The organism is Intrasporangium sp. Soil_C_50, assembly GCF_057656595.1.
The window spans coordinates 66662-81964 of record NZ_JBDGKB010000017.1 but is presented as its reverse complement, the minus strand read 5'-3'; the positions used below and the strand labels follow the sequence as shown (position 1 = coordinate 81964).

The 15303-nt window shown below is 72.6% G+C and carries 13 protein-coding genes and 1 riboswitch; of the genes, 9 read left to right on the top strand and 4 right to left on the bottom strand.

What is annotated here, in order from left to right; translation table 11 throughout:
- The first annotated feature begins 92 nt into the window (after positions 1–92).
- Positions 93–869 carry a maleylpyruvate isomerase family mycothiol-dependent enzyme gene (locus AC3A5R_RS21555; protein WP_487622825.1) on the top strand — a complete coding sequence of 259 codons (777 nt, stop codon included), beginning with the start codon at positions 93–95 and terminating at the stop codon, positions 867–869.
- 24 nt (positions 870–893) lie between these two features.
- Here AC3A5R_RS21555 and AC3A5R_RS21550 read toward each other — a convergent pair whose 3' ends face one another.
- Positions 894–2876 carry a caspase family protein gene (locus AC3A5R_RS21550; protein WP_487622824.1) on the bottom strand — a complete coding sequence of 661 codons (1983 nt, stop codon included), beginning with the start codon at positions 2874–2876 and terminating at the stop codon, positions 894–896.
- A 2-nt stretch (positions 2877–2878) separates the two neighbouring features.
- A complete protein-coding gene (locus tag AC3A5R_RS21545) occupies positions 2879–5239 on the bottom strand; it encodes a CHAT domain-containing protein (RefSeq protein WP_487622823.1) in 2361 nt (786 codons plus the stop codon).
- 136 nt (positions 5240–5375) lie between these two features.
- Positions 5376–5439, top strand: a riboswitch (guanidine-III (ykkC-III) riboswitch).
- Positions 5440–5449: 10 nt separating this feature from the next.
- On the opposite strand from AC3A5R_RS21545, the gene AC3A5R_RS21540 reads away from it, so the two are divergent.
- The 5 genes from AC3A5R_RS21540 to AC3A5R_RS21520 all read left to right on the top strand — a co-directional run bounded on the left by AC3A5R_RS21540 (position 5450) and on the right by AC3A5R_RS21520 (position 8616).
- Positions 5450–5764: a DMT family transporter gene (locus AC3A5R_RS21540; RefSeq protein ID WP_487622822.1), complete on the top strand. Its 315-nt coding sequence runs from the start codon at positions 5450–5452 to the stop codon at positions 5762–5764.
- Positions 5764–6120, top strand: a complete 357-nt coding sequence (locus AC3A5R_RS21535) for a DMT family transporter (RefSeq protein ID WP_487622821.1) — start codon at positions 5764–5766, stop codon at positions 6118–6120. Before AC3A5R_RS21540 ends, AC3A5R_RS21535 begins: the two co-directional genes overlap by 1 nt.
- A gap of 54 nt (positions 6121–6174) precedes the next feature.
- Positions 6175–7440, top strand: coding sequence for a hypothetical protein (locus AC3A5R_RS21530; protein ID WP_487622820.1), 1266 nt, complete (start codon positions 6175–6177; stop codon positions 7438–7440).
- Positions 7441–7525: 85 nt separating this feature from the next.
- Complete coding sequence (locus AC3A5R_RS21525; protein ID WP_487622819.1) at positions 7526–8137, top strand: hypothetical protein; 612 nt, start codon at positions 7526–7528, stop codon at positions 8135–8137.
- 134 nt (positions 8138–8271) lie between these two features.
- Complete coding sequence (locus tag AC3A5R_RS21520) at positions 8272–8616, top strand: 2TM domain-containing protein (RefSeq protein WP_487622826.1); 345 nt, start codon at positions 8272–8274, stop codon at positions 8614–8616.
- On the opposite strand, the gene AC3A5R_RS21515 is transcribed toward AC3A5R_RS21520, so the two are convergent.
- Positions 8555–9487: a hypothetical protein gene (locus AC3A5R_RS21515; RefSeq protein WP_487622818.1), complete on the bottom strand. Its 933-nt coding sequence runs from the start codon at positions 9485–9487 to the stop codon at positions 8555–8557. The genes AC3A5R_RS21520 and AC3A5R_RS21515 overlap by 62 nt on opposite strands.
- Positions 9488–9527: 40 nt before the next feature.
- Positions 9528–9902 (bottom strand): thioesterase family protein, encoded by a 375-nt coding sequence (locus AC3A5R_RS21510; protein ID WP_323099766.1) that lies wholly within the window; start codon positions 9900–9902, stop codon positions 9528–9530.
- 116 nt (positions 9903–10018) lie between these two features.
- Between AC3A5R_RS21510 and AC3A5R_RS21505 the strand changes: the two genes are divergently transcribed.
- The 3 genes from AC3A5R_RS21505 to AC3A5R_RS21495 all read left to right on the top strand — a co-directional run bounded on the left by AC3A5R_RS21505 (position 10019) and on the right by AC3A5R_RS21495 (position 15224).
- Positions 10019–10666, top strand: a complete 648-nt coding sequence (locus AC3A5R_RS21505) for a lysoplasmalogenase (protein WP_487622817.1) — start codon at positions 10019–10021, stop codon at positions 10664–10666.
- Between the two features lie 315 nt (positions 10667–10981).
- Positions 10982–11935 (top strand): hypothetical protein, encoded by a 954-nt coding sequence (locus AC3A5R_RS21500; RefSeq protein WP_487622816.1) that lies wholly within the window; start codon positions 10982–10984, stop codon positions 11933–11935.
- 319 nt (positions 11936–12254) lie between these two features.
- A complete protein-coding gene (locus AC3A5R_RS21495; RefSeq protein ID WP_487622815.1) occupies positions 12255–15224 on the top strand; it encodes a leucine--tRNA ligase in 2970 nt (989 codons plus the stop codon).
- The last annotated feature ends 79 nt before the right edge of the window (positions 15225–15303 follow it).

The following is a 15303-nucleotide window of genomic DNA, read 5'->3' as shown; positions in this document are numbered from 1 at the left end:
CAACCACCACCGGCCCCACTCAGCGATCGGGAAGGTCGCACCCATCACCCGGTTGGACAACCTGGCTGGGCATCACAGCTAGACATCCGCTCGTGCACCCCACCCTCGAGCTGCCCGACCTGATTCGCCTCATCGACGAGCGAGCGACCGCCTTCCGTGCCGTCGTGACGTCCGCCCCGGACCTCGAAGCCCCGGTGCCATCCTGCCCCGGCTGGACGCTCCACGACCTGGCGCAGCACATCGGGGCGGGCCGCCGGTCGTGGGCCGCCACGGTCGCCCTGGGAGCCGCGGCCACCGGACGCGTGGTCCCCGACCCCGAGGAGGCCACCGCACCCCGCGACCGCGCGGACCTGGACGCCTGGCTCGCGACCTCGACGCGGCAGCTTCTCGACGCCCTCGCCGAAGCCGGGCCGGACCGGCCGTGCTGGACGTGGTGGGGCTCGTCGCAGTCGCCGCAGACCAGCGGCGCCGTGGCCCGGCACCAGCTTCAGGAGGTCGCCGTGCACACGTGGGACGCCCAGCTGGCCGTCGACGCGCCGCAGCCCCTGCCCCAGCAGGTGGCCCTCGACGGGGTCGAGGAGTTCCTCTCGACGTGCGTCGCGACGACGAGCCCGTGGCCGTACGAGCCGGCGACGGTCGTCTACCGGGCCACCGAGGGCGCTGCGTGGCGCCTGGGTCTGTCGGCCGAGGGAGCCCGGGTCGAGCGTCTCGCCGGGGCCGACGGAGCCGGGGAGCCGGACGTCACGGGCTCGGCCACGGCGAGCGAGCTCGTCCTGCTCATGTACGGACGCCTGCCCGTCGACGTGCTCGACATCGACGGAGACCGCCGGCCCCTCGACGGGCTCGTCGAGTGGGAGCCCGAGGACTGAGGCCCGCGCCCCGGGCCGCCTCGCTCAGGTGCGCGGCCGCGTCGTGACGACGCGGACGGTGGCGGTGCGCCAGTCGGCCACCGACCCGGCCCGGGCGACCGGGGTGGCCCGGCGTGTCCGGACGCTGCGCAGCACCCCGTCGAGCGAGGTCGCGGGCTCGCTGGCGCCGACCGCGAACGATGTGTCGACCCCGCGCACCGGCCCGGCGGGGGCGGGCGGCGCCGTGACGTCCAGCTCGTCCTGCTCGAGGGTGCGCGGGTCGAACTCGAGCGTGCTCGTGACGAGCATGAGCACGTCGGTGACCGACACGGTCCCGGCCTCCCACAGCGCGTCGGACACCTGGCCCATGAGGTCGACGGCCGTCGACTCGCCGGGGCCGAGGGCGACCGATCCGGCCGGGAAGGCGTCGGTGAAGATGCCGTAGGTCTCGGTGAGGTCGAGCAGCGCTGCCCAGAGCGGGCCGTCGGTCGTGTTCGTCACCGTCACGGTGAACCGCGGCGGGCCCTGCCCGGTGTAGGCCACGCCGAGCGTTCCGCCGGCGCCCGTGGGGGCGGTGACCGCGGCGTCCGGGGTGCTCACCTCGATGCGGACGGCGTCGGCGGGCAGCCGGGTGGCCGGGTTGGTCAGGGTGGACAGGCGCAGCCACCGGGCGACGTGCTCGAGCGCCACGACGGTGCGCTCCTCGCGGCCCGCACCTGCGACGACGGGCACGAGCGGACGCGGCACTCCGGGGCGAGTGATGACGAACCCGCCCGGCGTGGACTCGACGACGAGCCCGGGGGAGTCCGCCCCTGGCTCGCCGGCGTCGACGAGGTCGACGAGCGTGTGGTCGGCCTCCTCGGCGGCGCGCCGCAGGGCGGCGGTGCCCGCGTCATCACCAGTGACGCGAACGGTCAACGGGCGCAGGGGGATCGACGTGACGACGGCGCGGTAGACGAACGACCGGTCGAGCTCCGGGGTGAGCGTGACGAGGCTGCGGTCCGGGAGTACCCGCGTGACTGTCGCCACCGCGAGGGGCGCCCCCGACGTCTCGCCGGTCAGTGGGTACACCGCGAGCTCGGTCGTGTCGTCGCCGATCGGCTCGGGCACGCCGTGGACCGCCCCGGAGTCGATCGACCACCCGTCGGGCAGGCGGCTCAGTGTCAGCGGCCGCGGCGTCGAAGGGAGCGCACCGCCGAGGAAGGGCCGGTCGAGGTCGGAGGCGTCGGTGCTCTCCAGCTGCGGGTGCTGCTCCTCGACGCGTCCGAGCACCTCGGCAGTGATGGCGCGCAGCACGTCGCGGTAGGAGGGCCGGCCGTCCGAGGCGAGCAGCGTCGCCTCGAGCGCCGCGGACATCACGCCGCGCTGGCGCCCGAGGACCGTGACCTCGCGTGCCTTCTCCGAGGACCGGCACGCGGCGAGGAGGACGTGCCGGGCGGCCGGCGTCGCCCACCGCGGGACGTCACGCGTCGCGTCGGTGCCGCCGGCCTGGGCGACGACCCCGGGCAGGAACGAGCTCGCCGGGCGCACTCGGCGGTCCTCTGGTGCCAGGCGCACCACCTCGTCGACGTCGCGCGTCCCGCCTCCGGAGTGGCAGCAGTCGAGGACGACGAGCAGGTGGCACCCGGACGCGGCCACCCCGGCGGCGAGCGTGGCCACCTCCTTGTCGGCGAGGTCCCACCCACCCTCCGAGCGGCTGTCGACGCAGACGATCGTCTCGTTGCGGTGGTCGGGCTCGACCGCCCACAGCTCCGGGGGCGTGTCCTGCTGGGACCCGTGGCCGCTGAAGTAGAACAGGGCCGTGTCGTCGGGGCCGGCCCGCCCCAGGTGTTCGGCGAAGGCGGCCGTGACGCGCTCGCGGGTCGCCTCGGCGTCGGTGACGAGCAGCAGGTTGAGGGCGTCGTCGCCGACGCGGCGTCGCAGGACCTCGGCGAAGACCGTGACGTCGTTGACGCAGCCCTGCAGCGCCGGCACCGGCGGCGGGTAGGCGTCGACCCCGACGAGGAGGGCATGCAGGCGGCCGGACACGGTCACCCCGAGTCGCCGAGGGCGAGGGTCTGCCACGTGCCGGGGTGGTTCTGGTTGGCGCCCGAGCGGCTCGGGTTGCTGCTCAGCATGGTGCGCAGCGCCCAGTCGGCGCCCGAGCCGCGCGCGTCGCTGATGTTGACGTTGAACCCGAGGACCTCGCCGCGCGACGGAGGCACGGACCGGCCGATCTCCGACCACGGCACCCGCGCCTCGAGCTCGTAGCCGCTGTCGGTCGGGCGGGCGACGACCGCGATCTTCGGACGTCGCGACCCGGTGGGAAAGACGATCTGACCCTTCGAGCTGGTGCCGACGACGTTGACCGCCGCCGCCGCCCCGCGGTCGCCGTCGTCGAGGAGTCCGAGCACGACGTGGAAGTCCTTGCCCTTGCGCAGGGAAGCGGAAGGGGACAGGGCACGCGGGTCGGGCCCCACCTCGAACGACACGGCGTCGCCGCGCCACCACTGGCTCGGCTGCCCGGCAACGACGGCGGTGTGCGTCGGGTCGGTGACGACGGCGTGCAGGAACAGGGCGTCCTTGTCCCACAGGGCCTGCCACGTCGCCGACAGCCCGTTGACCGGAACTCGTGCGAAGTCCGGCACCGGGGTGTCGATGACGCGGGTCGTCACCGAGCGCCAGTCGTCGAACGAGCCGTCGACGACCGGCGCGACGGGAGCGCAACCGATCGTGAAGTCGGTGGCGCCCGGATCGACCGAGCTGGTGCCGCACGCCGCCGCGACGAGCGGGTCGGCCTTCTGCAGCAGCGAGGGCAGCGTCCGCCAGGCGACGAGCCCGAGGACGACGACGACGGCCAGGAGGGCCAGCCGCACCCATCGGCCGATCCCCTTGCCCCGATCCCGTTGCCGCCGTTCGGGTTCGGGCCGGACGGGCCTCGGCGGGTCGGGCTGGGGCTGCACGGGCTCGGGGTGCTCAGGCTCGGGGTGCTCGGGTTCGGGCTGCTGCTCGCGCGCCCACGGGAACGTCTGCGGACGCGGGTTGACGCCGACCACCGAGACCGGGTTCCGCGGCACGTCCGTGACCGCGGGCCCGGCGTCGGGCCGGACCCGTTCGATGAGCTCGGTGACGTCGGCGTAGTCGGGCCGCTCGGCGGCGATCTGCTCGAGCATCGGCAGCGCCGTCGTCGTGTCGGCGGCGGCGATGGCGCCCTGGGCTGCGGTGTAGAGCGAGGCGAGGCGGGCCTCTCGGGCCTGCGGGTCGGTGCCCGACGTCTCCGACCCGGCGGGTCGCCCTGCGGCAGAGGAGGGCCCGACGAACGCGAACGGCTGTTCCGAGCCCGAGCGGAGCAGCACCGCCGTGCCCCACTCGGCCGCCTCGTCCGACACAGCCATCGCCTTGCGCACCTCGCACATCGCGGCGTCGATACCGAGGCCGCGGGTGAGGAACCAGTAGAACTCGTGGCTGAAGACGAGCGCCGCCCGGTCGGAGATCTCGGTCTGCATCGCGACGACCGCCGGCAGCCCCTGGCGCACGAGCGCCTGCCCGACCCCGGAGAACGCGTCGCGCCCCGACGTCCGGGCGCCCTCGCACGCGTTGAGGACGGCGAGCTGGAGGGTCCGCGCGTCGTGCAGCAGCGTGCCGAGCCGGGCCCCGCTGACGAGGTGCGCCGTGCCGTCGGGGTGCTCCAGGGCGAGCACGCCCTCCTGTGCCTGGTCGTCGAAGCCGCCGTGGCCGATGAAGTGGAAGACGTGGTAGTCGTCGAGCAGCGCCCGCTGCAGCGAGATGAGCGTGGCCTCCTCGACGACGACCACCTCGAGCAGGCCTGCCGCGACGAGGTCCCCGGTCGTCGCGCGCAGCAGCTGCTTCTCGCGGTCGACCGCCAGCGGCTCGAGGTCCGAGGGGCTGCTCACCATGACGAGCACCCGCAGCGGAGGCTCGACCATGACGACGGGCGGACGGTCGAGAGCGTCGAGCAGGCGCACCACGGGCGTCTCCTGGGACAGCGCGACGAAACGCTCGAGTCCCTTGTCGTACAGGTACTCCCACGGGACGGGGTCGAGGTCGGGCACGGCGTCCAGCCGCAGCCGCAGCCGCAGGTCACGGCCCTGTGCCGTCGCGGCGGCGAGGCTGTCGCGGAAGGCGCGTCCGACGTCCCCGGCGAGCAGCGCGTCGGCGAGTCGGCGCCCGTACTCGCGCACGTCGACGACCCGGGACTCGGCCGGCACGAGCCGCCGCGAGGTGACCCGGGGCGGGCCCACCGCCACCATGAAGCGGGCCAGGTCGGCGGCGCCGAAGGGCAGCGTGAAGGGCGTGGACGCCTGCCCCGCAGGGGAGTCGAGCACGTGCGCTGCGTATCCCTGGCCCTCGCGGGTCAGTGCGATGTCGAAGTCGAGGTAGTCACCGCTCATGGCTGGTCCCGGGTGGTCGAACCGAACCGACATCTCACGGTAGTGCGGCGACACCCTCCTGATACACGGTTCACGAGCGGTTCCAGGCGTCGCGACGCCCGACTTGGGTCGGGTGCATGGGTCACCTACCATGAGGCGAGCGCGCGAGACCGCGCTGCGGACGAGGGAGCCGTACCCGCACAGCGACAAGACGGCCGGATCGGAATCGCCATGTACTGGCTCGTCCTCGTCGTCTCCGGGGCCCTCGAGGCCGTCTGGGCCACCGCGCTCGCCGCGTCCGACGGGTTCCGGCGTCCGCGCGCCACAACGCTGTTCGCCGTCTCGCTCGTGCTGAGCATGGTCGGCCTCGCGTGGGCCATGACCGGCCTGCCCGCGGGAACCGCCTACGCCGTGTGGGTCGGCATCGGCGCCGTCGGCACGATCGCGCTCGCGGTCGCCCGTGGCACCGAGCGGCTCGGCGCAGCACGCGCCGTGCTGCTCGTCGTGCTCGTCGGCTGCATCGCCGGGCTCAAGGCGGTGGCGTGATGCCGTGGGTCGTGCTCCTGCTCAGCGCCGTCCTCGAGGCCGTCTGGGCCTCGGCCCTGGCTGCGTCCGATGGGCTCTCGCGCCCGCTCCCGGCCGCCGTCTTCCTCGTCGCCGGCGCGCTGAGCATGGTGGGCCTGGCCCGCGCGGCCCGCTCCATCCCCATCGGGACCGCGTACGCGGTGTGGACCGGCGTCGGCGCCGCCCTCACGGTGACGTGGGCGATGCTGTTCGGCGGCGAGGCCTTCTCGGTGGCCAAGGTCGTGCTGCTGGCCGGGGTCGTCGCGGCCGTCATCGGACTCAAGGTCGTCGGCACTCCGGCGCGTCCCACGGGGGAGCGGCGCGTCCGGAGCCGATGATGGGCTCGACGTCCCCGGCAGCGGGTCGCGGACGCTGACCAAGGAGCCCTCACCTTGCCCAAGCCCTCACCCTGGTCGGTCGCGCTCGTCGCGACGCTCTCGCTCTCACTCGGCGGCGCCGGTCTCGCGGCCGGCGCCGGTGCCGCGTCGGCCGCGCCGACGTCAGCCGGAGCGCCCTCGACCGCCACCACGTCGTCACCGACGGCGTACGTCGCCCCGAACGGACACACCTACGACCTCGCCACCGGTGCCACGGACGACCCGCGCGCCGCGGCACTCCTCGCCCGCGCCAGGGCGTTCATGCCGGCCGACTGGCAGGCCCGCCGGCAGGCCGCCGCGGCTCGCCTGGGCGTCGAGGCCTCGGCCCCGCGCGAGGCCCTCGAGCGTGCCATCGACCCGACGCAGTACCAGTGCGCCCCGACGCGGCTCGACGCCTACGTCGACGGGCTCCTCGCGAACATCGACTACTCCAACCTCTTCTTCCTCGCCACGACCGGCGCCCTCGACCTGCCGACCTACGACGCGATCCTCTTCGGCTCCTCGGGCGATACCCGGTACGCCCTCCAGCGCGACTACCGCAACGAGCTGACCCACTCCTTCCGGGCGGCCCAGTCCTTCTGGGACACCGACGGATCCGGCATCCAGCTCATGGCGATGCACGGCGACGTCATGCGCGACGAGGCCCGGATGACCCGCACGCTCGCCTTCCTCTACGGGGACCCGACCTACGCGGCGGGCCTCGCCTCGCTCATCCGCCAGGTCGTCGCCGGCGACCCCGGCCTGCAGGACGGCGACAACCCGCTGTTCACCCTCAACGCCTTCGCATTCAGCGCCGAGGGCGAGACCGACCCGGTCGTCGCGGCGATCCCCGACAAGCTCGTCTTCGGCGACGGCATCCTCGCTGCTCTGCAGGCCATCGGCGTCGGCGACGTCGGCCCGCGCGCCGTCCTCGGCCACGAGTACGCCCACCACGTGCAGTACGACAAGGGCCTGTTCGCCTCGCCCCTCACCGGTCCCGAGGCCACCCGCCGCACCGAGCTGATGGCCGACGCGTTCGGCACGTACTTCGTCACGCACAAGCGCGGCCTGGCCCTCAACGCGGCCCGCGTGCTCCAGGCCGAGCAGTCCTTCTACCAGGTCGGTGACTGCAGCTTCACCAGCGAGGGCCACCACGGCACGCCGAACCAGCGCCTGCGGGCCTCGACGTGGGGCTTCTCGGTCGCCGACAGCGCCCAGAAGCAGGGACACGTGCTGCCCTCGCTGACGCTCGACGCGCAGTTCGAGGCCAAGCTGCCCGAGTTCGTCGCCCCCGACGCCTGACGCGTCCGCTGCAGACTCGCTCCGGGGCCCCGCCGATTCCGGTCGGCGGGGCCCCGGACCGCTCGGTCGGCACTAGGGTCGGCCCATGGGTTCCTGGTGGCTCGAGGCGATCGGCTGGATCGGTTCGGCCGTGCTCGTCTGGTCGCTCCTGCAGACACAGCTGCGACGGCTCCGGATCATCAACCTCGTCGGCTGCGTCATCCTCATCGGCTACAACACCGCCAACCACGTGTGGCCGATGGTGGGGCTCAACGTCGTGCTCGCCGCGATCAACATCTGGCAGCTCGCGCGGATGGCGCGGGAGCGGCACGACGCTGCCGCGTACGAGGTGCTCGAGGTCGCCGGCGACGACACGTACCTGCGCCACGTCCTCCGTGTCTACGAGGCCGACATCCGCCGGTTCAACCCGGACTTCGTCTACGACCCGTTCTCCGGCGACCCCTGCTTCCTCGTCCTCAAGGGCGACGAGACCGTCGGCGTCGTCATCGGCCACGACGCCGGCAACCGGACGGCGCAGCTGCTCCTCGACTGGGTGACCCCGCGGCACCGCGACCTCTCCCCGGGGGAGTTCATCCTCGGCCCGGACGGGCTGCTGCGCCGGCGCGGGTACCGGCGCTTCCTGCCGCCGCCGGGGATGGTCGAGCCGTACTACGGCTCGCTCGGTCTCTCGCGCGACGGCGACGCCTACGTGCTGTGACGCGTCCTGTGACGCATCAGGCCTGGTGAGGCCCGCCACGAGGGGCCTCCGGCGCCTGCGCGGCGACCTACGGTGGAACTGTGGGAGCCGGTGCGAGGTCCGCCCGGCGGCCCGCGGAGGAAACGGTGAGAACGATGACCGTGCACGGCACCCCGATCGAACCGCGACCCGACGTCGACCCCACGAGGGACCGCGTCGTGCCGGACGACCGCACGGGCGAGGAACCCGACCTGCGCACCAGAGCGCTCCAGCGGCTGCGCAAGAAGGCGGACTTCCGCGTCCACCTGCTCATCTTCTGCCTCGTCAACGGCATGTTCGTCATCATCTGGGCGATGACGACGAGCGGCTTCTTCTGGCCGATCTTCCCGATCGCCGGATGGGGCGTCGGGCTCGTCGCCAACGCCTACGAGGTGTACGTCAAGGAAGAGCCGACGGAGGCCCAGGTGGACGCCGAGGTGGAGCGGCTGCGTCGCCGCTGACGACGAGGTCCTCGTCCAGGGCGGCAGCCTGCTCGGGCCCGGCCCCCTCAGCCGGCTCTGCCCGGCCGGCGAGGGCAATGCATCCGGCGAGCGTCGCGACGAAGGCGGCGGCCGCCATCGGGTCGCGCCCGGAGACCACCCGGTCGCCCAGGGCGAGCAGCCCCACGAGCGCGGGCACCACGGTCTCGGTCGCGAACGTCAGGGCCGCCACGGTCGTGACGCGGCCGCGCGCCAGGGCCAGCGCGTAGGCGACGGTCGCCAGGGCGGCGTGCGCTGCGAGGATCCACGCGAGGCCGTCGGTGAGCAGACCCCAGAGCGGGTCGGGGACCTCCAGCAGCCGCGCCGCGACGCCGACCCCGCCGAAGCCGAGGCCGGCGGCGACGCTGAGCAGCAGCGCGCCCCGTCGGCGGTCGTGGTCGATGGCGCCGACCACGACGAGACCCGCCACCAGCGCGGCAGCGGCGAGCAGCCACCACGTCGCGCCGGGCCCGGGCTGCACGGCCGGACCCGGAGCGGCGGAGACGGCGAGGCCGGTCAGGCCGAGGCACACCGCCACGAGCGCGACCACCTCACCTGCGCCGAGCCGCAGGCCGAGGACGGCCACCGACAGCACGGCCGTCACCGCGACCGACGACGCCACGGCGGACTCCACGAGGAAGAGCGGCAGCGTGCGCAGCGCGGCCACCGAGGCGAGGAAGCCGAGCCCGTCGAGCACGAGCCCGAGCCCGTAGGGCCACACGGCCCGGACGCGTCGGAGCAGCGGGGTGCCCGGCGGGGTCGCCGAGAGACGGCGCACGCCGAGGGCCTGAAGGACCGTGGCGGCGCCGTAGGCGAGCGCTGCGAGGAGCGCACCGATGAGGCCGGGCGTCACGCGTCGATCGTGGCAACCACGGCTGGGAGGCGGCTGCGCGTCAGAGGATGCGCTGGCACTTGGCCATGAAGCGGTCCGGGTCGACGACCGCCCGGTGCACCTCGCCGAAGGCGATCTCCTCGCCGTCGGCGTCCTTGGCGCTGACGTGGCACACGAGCCGGCGGCCGTCGTTGATCGGCTCGGCACACAGGATGGTGATGTCGGTGCCGACGGCGCTGCCCTTGACGTGCTCGATGACGATCTTCGTGCCCACGGTGGTGTGGTCGGCGTCGATGCTCTGCTGGCAGACCTGGAAGGCGGCGTTCTCGCACCACGTGGCGAGACGCGGGGTCGCGAGGACCTCGAGGTCACCGCTGCCGACCGTGGCGGCCGTGTCGTCCGGGGTGACCGTGTGCTGGAACTTGCGCATGGGCATTGGACGAGTCTGACAGAGAACCATGAGGCCCTCGACACGTGCCCGGTGGGCGGGCGACGGTGGCGATCCTGCGTGTCGGAGCCCGCCCACGCGGCCCGGCTGGGAGTCTTGGCACCGTGACCACCCACCTCTGGGTCCTCTCGGTGGCCCTCGGCGTCACGGCGCTCATCAACTGGGGTGCCGTGCTGCGGGGTGAGTACGTGCTCGAGCGGTTGACCAAGCCCCTCGTCGTGCTGCTCCTCGGCGGCCTCGCCTGGTCGCTGAGCTGGGAGGGCGCGGCACCCGGGTCACCGACGCTGCTGCCGGTGCTCGTCGCGCTCGGCTTCAGCCTCGTCGGCGACGTCGCCCTGCTGACCGCGACCGAGACCCGGTTCCTCGTCGGGGTCGGCGCCTTCTTCGCTGCCCACGTCGCCTACATCTGGGCCATCCTCGAGACCCCGAGGCAGCCGGGCTTCCCGTGGTGGCTCCTCGGTGCCGTTCCGGTCGCCGTGCTGCTCTTCGTCTTCTTCGGCCGCGACATAGTCAGGGGCGCGGGGGAGCAGCGCGGACCGGTCTTCATCTACCAGCTCGCCCTGATCAGCCTGCTGCTCGTCGCCGCGTGGAAGGGTGACTGGCTCGTGATCCTCGGCTGCTTCACCTTCGTCGTCAGCGACACGGTGCTCGGCCACGACCGGTTCGTCCACGAGCGTCGGTGGGCCCCGATCGTCGTCATCGTCACCTACCACGTGGCCCAGACCCTCATCGTCGTCGGCCTCTTCCGCTGACGCGACGACCTGACGACCTGACGACCTGACGACCTGACGACCTGACGACCTGACGACGCAAGGCCACTTCCCCATCGAGTGAGCACTCAGCCCCACCCGTCCCACCCGTTCCACGCCGTCGCGGGTCCACCCCCGTTATCGAGTGAGCACGAAACCCCGCCAGCCCCATCGGTGACGCGCCGTCCACACCCCTGAACGGACGTCCGTCGCTGTCCACACCCGGAAACCGACGCCTTTCCCGCGCAACGCGGCACGCCGCAGCGTTGGGCGGTGCCCTCATCGTTCGCCGCCATCGGCGTCGCCCACGTCCCGTACATGAAGCTGCTGCCGGACGAGGAGTACTCGGCGGTTGTGGAACACGGGCGCCTCGTCCTCGATTGCGTCCCGCCGGGCTCGGTGCTGTCGCACGTCACCGCGGCGCAGCTGCACGGGATACCGCTGCCCGCCTCGGCACTGTTGGACTCGCGGACGCATGTGGTGCGTCCACTGCCCGCGACGCAGGCGCGGGTGCCGGGGGTGAGTGGCCACCGGGCGCTGCACCCCCGGGAGGTGACGACGATCCGGGGCCTCCCGGTCACGGGCCTCGCCGACACGTTCGCCGACCTGGGTGAGCTGATCGGTCGCGGGAAGCCGCTGGGCCTCGATGATGCGGTCGTGGCCGGGGATGCGTGCGCCACGATGATGTGCAGCGTCGCCCCGCTGCGACGGGCCATCGACGCGCGGGTCCGGCCACGGGGCAAGCGAACACTTGTCGAGGCACTGCAGCTCGTCAGGGTGGGTGCGGCCTCCCCGCGGGAGACGATCGCCAGACTCATGTTCGTCAGGGCGGGGCTGCCGGAACCGAAGCTGAACGAGCCGGTCCGCTCGGCCGATGATCCCGACCGCATCCTCGGCTTCGCCGACCTGCTCTGGAGAGTCCGGGCACCCGACGGCACCGTCCAGCAGCTGGTGGGCGAGTACCAGGGCGAGGCCTTTCACTCCTCGGCAGATCAGCGCGGCCGGGACGACGTACGAGCGCGTGGTTTCGCAGACGAAGGATGGCCGGTCGAGGAGATGTGGAAGGCGGACCTGGCGACCGAAGCGGCAAGGGTCCAGACGGTCCTGCGGTTCGCATCGCGTCTCGGCGTTCCGCGCAGCGCTCTCACGCTCTCGGCCGTCGGGTCTCGCTTCTTCGCGAGCCACGTGATCGAGGAGGCGATCCAGCGCTCCATGGTCGTCGAGGCGCGACGCGCCGAACGTGATACGTCGGACCGCCGAAGGGGCTCGTGAGGCTGAGTGCTCACTCGACGGAGGGGACGGGCGGTGTGGGACGGGTGGGGTCGAGTGCTCACTCGACGGAAGGGGGAGTGGGTCGGCATGGGGCTCGTGGGGTCGAGTGCTCACTCGATGGGAGGGGGCGCGCGGGTGTCCGGGATCATGCGGGTCGGCGGCGGTGGGGCGTGCTGCGCTAACCTTGCGAACATGGCTGGTCTGCTCCTCCTTCCGCAGCCGCGTTGAGCAACGTCGGGGTCACCCGACATCAGCGCGGCTCCCCCTCCTGTGCGAGGGGTTTTCTTTTGCCCCGGCGACCAGCGACGAGAGAGAAGACATGAGCCAGGCCAGCGAGAACCAGACGTCCGAGCGCCCGCAGACCGACGACACGCCGCACCGCTACACCGCGGCCATGGCCCGCGACATCGAGGTCGCGTGGCAGGACCGCTGGGAGGAGGAGGGCACCTTCGCGGCCCCGAACCCCGCGGGGCCGTGGGCCGAGCCGGACAAGGTGGCCGCGCTCGGGCGCAAGCTCATCGTCCTCGACATGTTCCCGTACCCGAGCGGCGTCGGCCTGCACGTCGGCCACCCGCTCGGCTACATCGCGACGGACGTCTACAGCCGCTACCACCGCATGCAGGGCCGCAACGTGCTGCACGCGCTCGGCTACGACGCGTTCGGCCTGCCCGCCGAGCAGTACGCGGTCCAGACCGGGCAGCACCCTCGGAAGACCACCGAGGAGAACATGACGAACATGAAGCGCCAGCTGCGCCGCCTCGGGCTGGGCTTCGACAACCGGCGCACCTTCGCGACGATCGACGAGGACTACTACAAGTGGACCCAGTGGATCTTCCTGCAGATCTGGGACGCCTGGTACGACTCCGACGCGGTGCGCGAGGACGGCGGCCTGGGTCGGGCGCGGCCGATCAGCGAGCTCGTCGAGCAGCTCGAGTCCGGTGAGCGCACCGTCCCGACGCCCGACGGACGGGTCTGGGCCGAGCTGACCGGCACCGAGAAGGCCAAGGTCCTGGAGGGCTTCCGACTGGCCTACCAGTCCGAGGCGCCGGTCAACTGGTGCCCCGGACTCGGCACGGTGCTGTCGAACGAGGAGGTCACGAACGAGGGCCGCTCCGAGCGTGGCAACTTCCCGGTGTTCAAGCGCAACCTCTCGCAGTGGATGATGCGCATCACCTCCTACGCCGACCGGCTCGCCGACGACCTCGACGGCGTCGACTGGCCCGAGAACGTCAAGCGCCTGCAGCGCAACTGGATCGGCCGCTCGCAGGGCGCCCGTGTCACCTTCCCCGTCGTCACGACGACGGGCGAGCAGGCCGGCATCGAGGTCTTCACGACGCGTCCCGACACGATCTTCGGCGCCACCTTCATGGTCGTCGCGCCCGAGCACCCGCTCGTGGACTCGCTGGTGCCGCAGGGAGACTGGCCCGAGGGCACCAAGGACGGCTGGCGCGGTGACGACGCCGACGCGTCCGGCACCCCGGCCGCCGCGGTGGGCGCCTACCGCCTCGCCGCGTCGCGCAAGGGCGAGGTCGAGCGGCAGACCGAGGGTCGCGACAAGACCGGCGTGTTCACCGGCTCGTGGGCCACGAACCCGCTGACGGGACAGTCGATCCCGGTGTTCGTCGCGGACTACGTGCTGATGGGCTACGGCACCGGCGCGATCATGGCGGTGCCGGGGCAGGACACCCGCGACTGGGAGTTCGCCGCGAAGTTCGGCATTCCGATCGTGCGCACCGTGCAGCCGCCCGAGGGCCACCCCGACGACGAGCCGTTCCTGGGCGACGGCGTCGCGATCAACTCGAGCACCGAGCGCATCTCCCTCGACGGCCTGCACGTCGCCGAGGCCAAGGAGCGCATCATCGCCTTCCTCGACCAGGAGGGCATCGGCCGCGGCACCGTCAACTACCGCATCCGCGACTGGCTCTTCAGCCGCCAGCGCTACTGGGGCGAGCCGTTCCCGATCATGTACGACGCGGACGGGGTCGCCTACCCGGTGCCGGACGCCGAGCTGCCGCTGACGCTGCCCGACGTGCCCGACTACTCGCCGAAGACCTTCGACCCCGACGACGCGACGAGCAGCCCCGAGCCGCCGCTGTCGCGCGTTCCGGAGTGGGTCGAGGTCGAGGTCGACCTCGGTGACGGCCGCGGCACCCGCGCGTTCCGCCGCGAGACGAACACCATGCCGAACTGGGCCGGCTCGTGCTGGTACTACCTGCGCTATCTCGACCCGGCCAACCACGACGCGTTCGTCGACCCCGAGAACGAGGCCTACTGGCTGGCCCGCCACGACGAGACCGTCGAGGGCGCGCCCGCCGGCACCCGCGACCCGGGCGGCGTCGACCTCTACGTCGGCGGCGTCGAGCACGCGGTGCTGCACCTGCTCTACGCGCGGTTCTGGCACAAGGTGCTCTTCGACCTCGGCCACGTGCGCAGCGAGGAGCCGTTCCGCAAGTACTTCTCGCAGGGGTACATCCAGGCCTACGCCTACACCGACGCCCGCGGCCAGTACGTCACCGCCTCCGAGGTGGAGGAGCACCCGGGCGGACACGGCGAGGACCCGACGTTCACGTGGGAGGGCCAGCCGGTCAACCGCGAGTACGGCAAGATCGGAAAGTCGCTGAAGAACTCGGTGAGCCCGGACGAGATGTACGACGCGTACGGCGCCGACACCTTCCGCGTCTACGAGATGTCGATGGGTCCGCTCGAGCTGTCCAAGCCGTGGGAGATCCGCGCGGTCGTCGGCAGCCAGCGCTTCCTGCAGCGACTGTGGCGCAACGTCGTCGACGAGGCCACCGGTGAGGTGCGCGTCGGAGACGCCGAGCCCGACAAGGCGTTGACGACCCAGCTGCACCAGACCATCGCCGGCGTCCGCGAGGACTTCGAGGGCCTGCGCTTCAACACCGCGATCGCCAAGCTCATCGAGCTCAACAACGCCGTGACCAAGCTCGACGTGGCGCCGCGGGAGGTCGTCGAGGCGCTTGTGCTCATGGTGTCGCCGATCGCGCCGCACATCGCCGAGGAGATGTGGGCCCGGCTCGGTCACTCCGGCGGCGTCGCCTTCGCGGCGTTCCCCGAGAGCGACCCGAGCAAGATCGTGCAGGAGCAGGTCACCTGCGTCGTGCAGATCAAGGGCAAGGTGCGCGACCGCGTCGAGGTGAGCCCCGACATCACCGAGGACGCGCTGCGCGAGCTCGTCCTGGCCCGCCCGAAGGTCCAGGCGGCCACCGAGAACGGCGTGCGCACCGTCATCGTGCGCGCGCCCAAGCTCGTCAACGTCGTCCCCGCCTGACGCCTCCGGGCGCAGCGCCCGACCCACGGCACCGGACGCGTCCCCGACGGACGCGTCCGGTGCCGGTACGTTGAGACCA

Bases quoted from the DNA above. Each gene is read 5' to 3' on its own strand.
- AC3A5R_RS21545 (WP_487622823.1), bottom strand. From the start codon at position 5,239: ATGAGCGGTGACTACCTCGACTTCGACATCGCACTGACCCGCGAGGGC.
- AC3A5R_RS21540 (WP_487622822.1), top strand. From the start codon at position 5,450: ATGTACTGGCTCGTCCTCGTCGTCTCCGGGGCCCTCGAGGCCGTCTGG.
- AC3A5R_RS21535 (WP_487622821.1), top strand. From the start codon at position 5,764: ATGCCGTGGGTCGTGCTCCTGCTCAGCGCCGTCCTCGAGGCCGTCTGG.
- AC3A5R_RS21525 (WP_487622819.1), top strand. From the start codon at position 7,526: ATGGGTTCCTGGTGGCTCGAGGCGATCGGCTGGATCGGTTCGGCCGTG.
- AC3A5R_RS21520 (WP_487622826.1), top strand. From the start codon at position 8,272: ATGACCGTGCACGGCACCCCGATCGAACCGCGACCCGACGTCGACCCC.
- AC3A5R_RS21510 (WP_323099766.1), bottom strand. From the start codon at position 9,902: ATGCCCATGCGCAAGTTCCAGCACACGGTCACCCCGGACGACACGGCC.
- AC3A5R_RS21500 (WP_487622816.1), top strand. From the start codon at position 10,982: ATGAAGCTGCTGCCGGACGAGGAGTACTCGGCGGTTGTGGAACACGGG.
- AC3A5R_RS21495 (WP_487622815.1), top strand. From the start codon at position 12,255: ATGAGCCAGGCCAGCGAGAACCAGACGTCCGAGCGCCCGCAGACCGAC.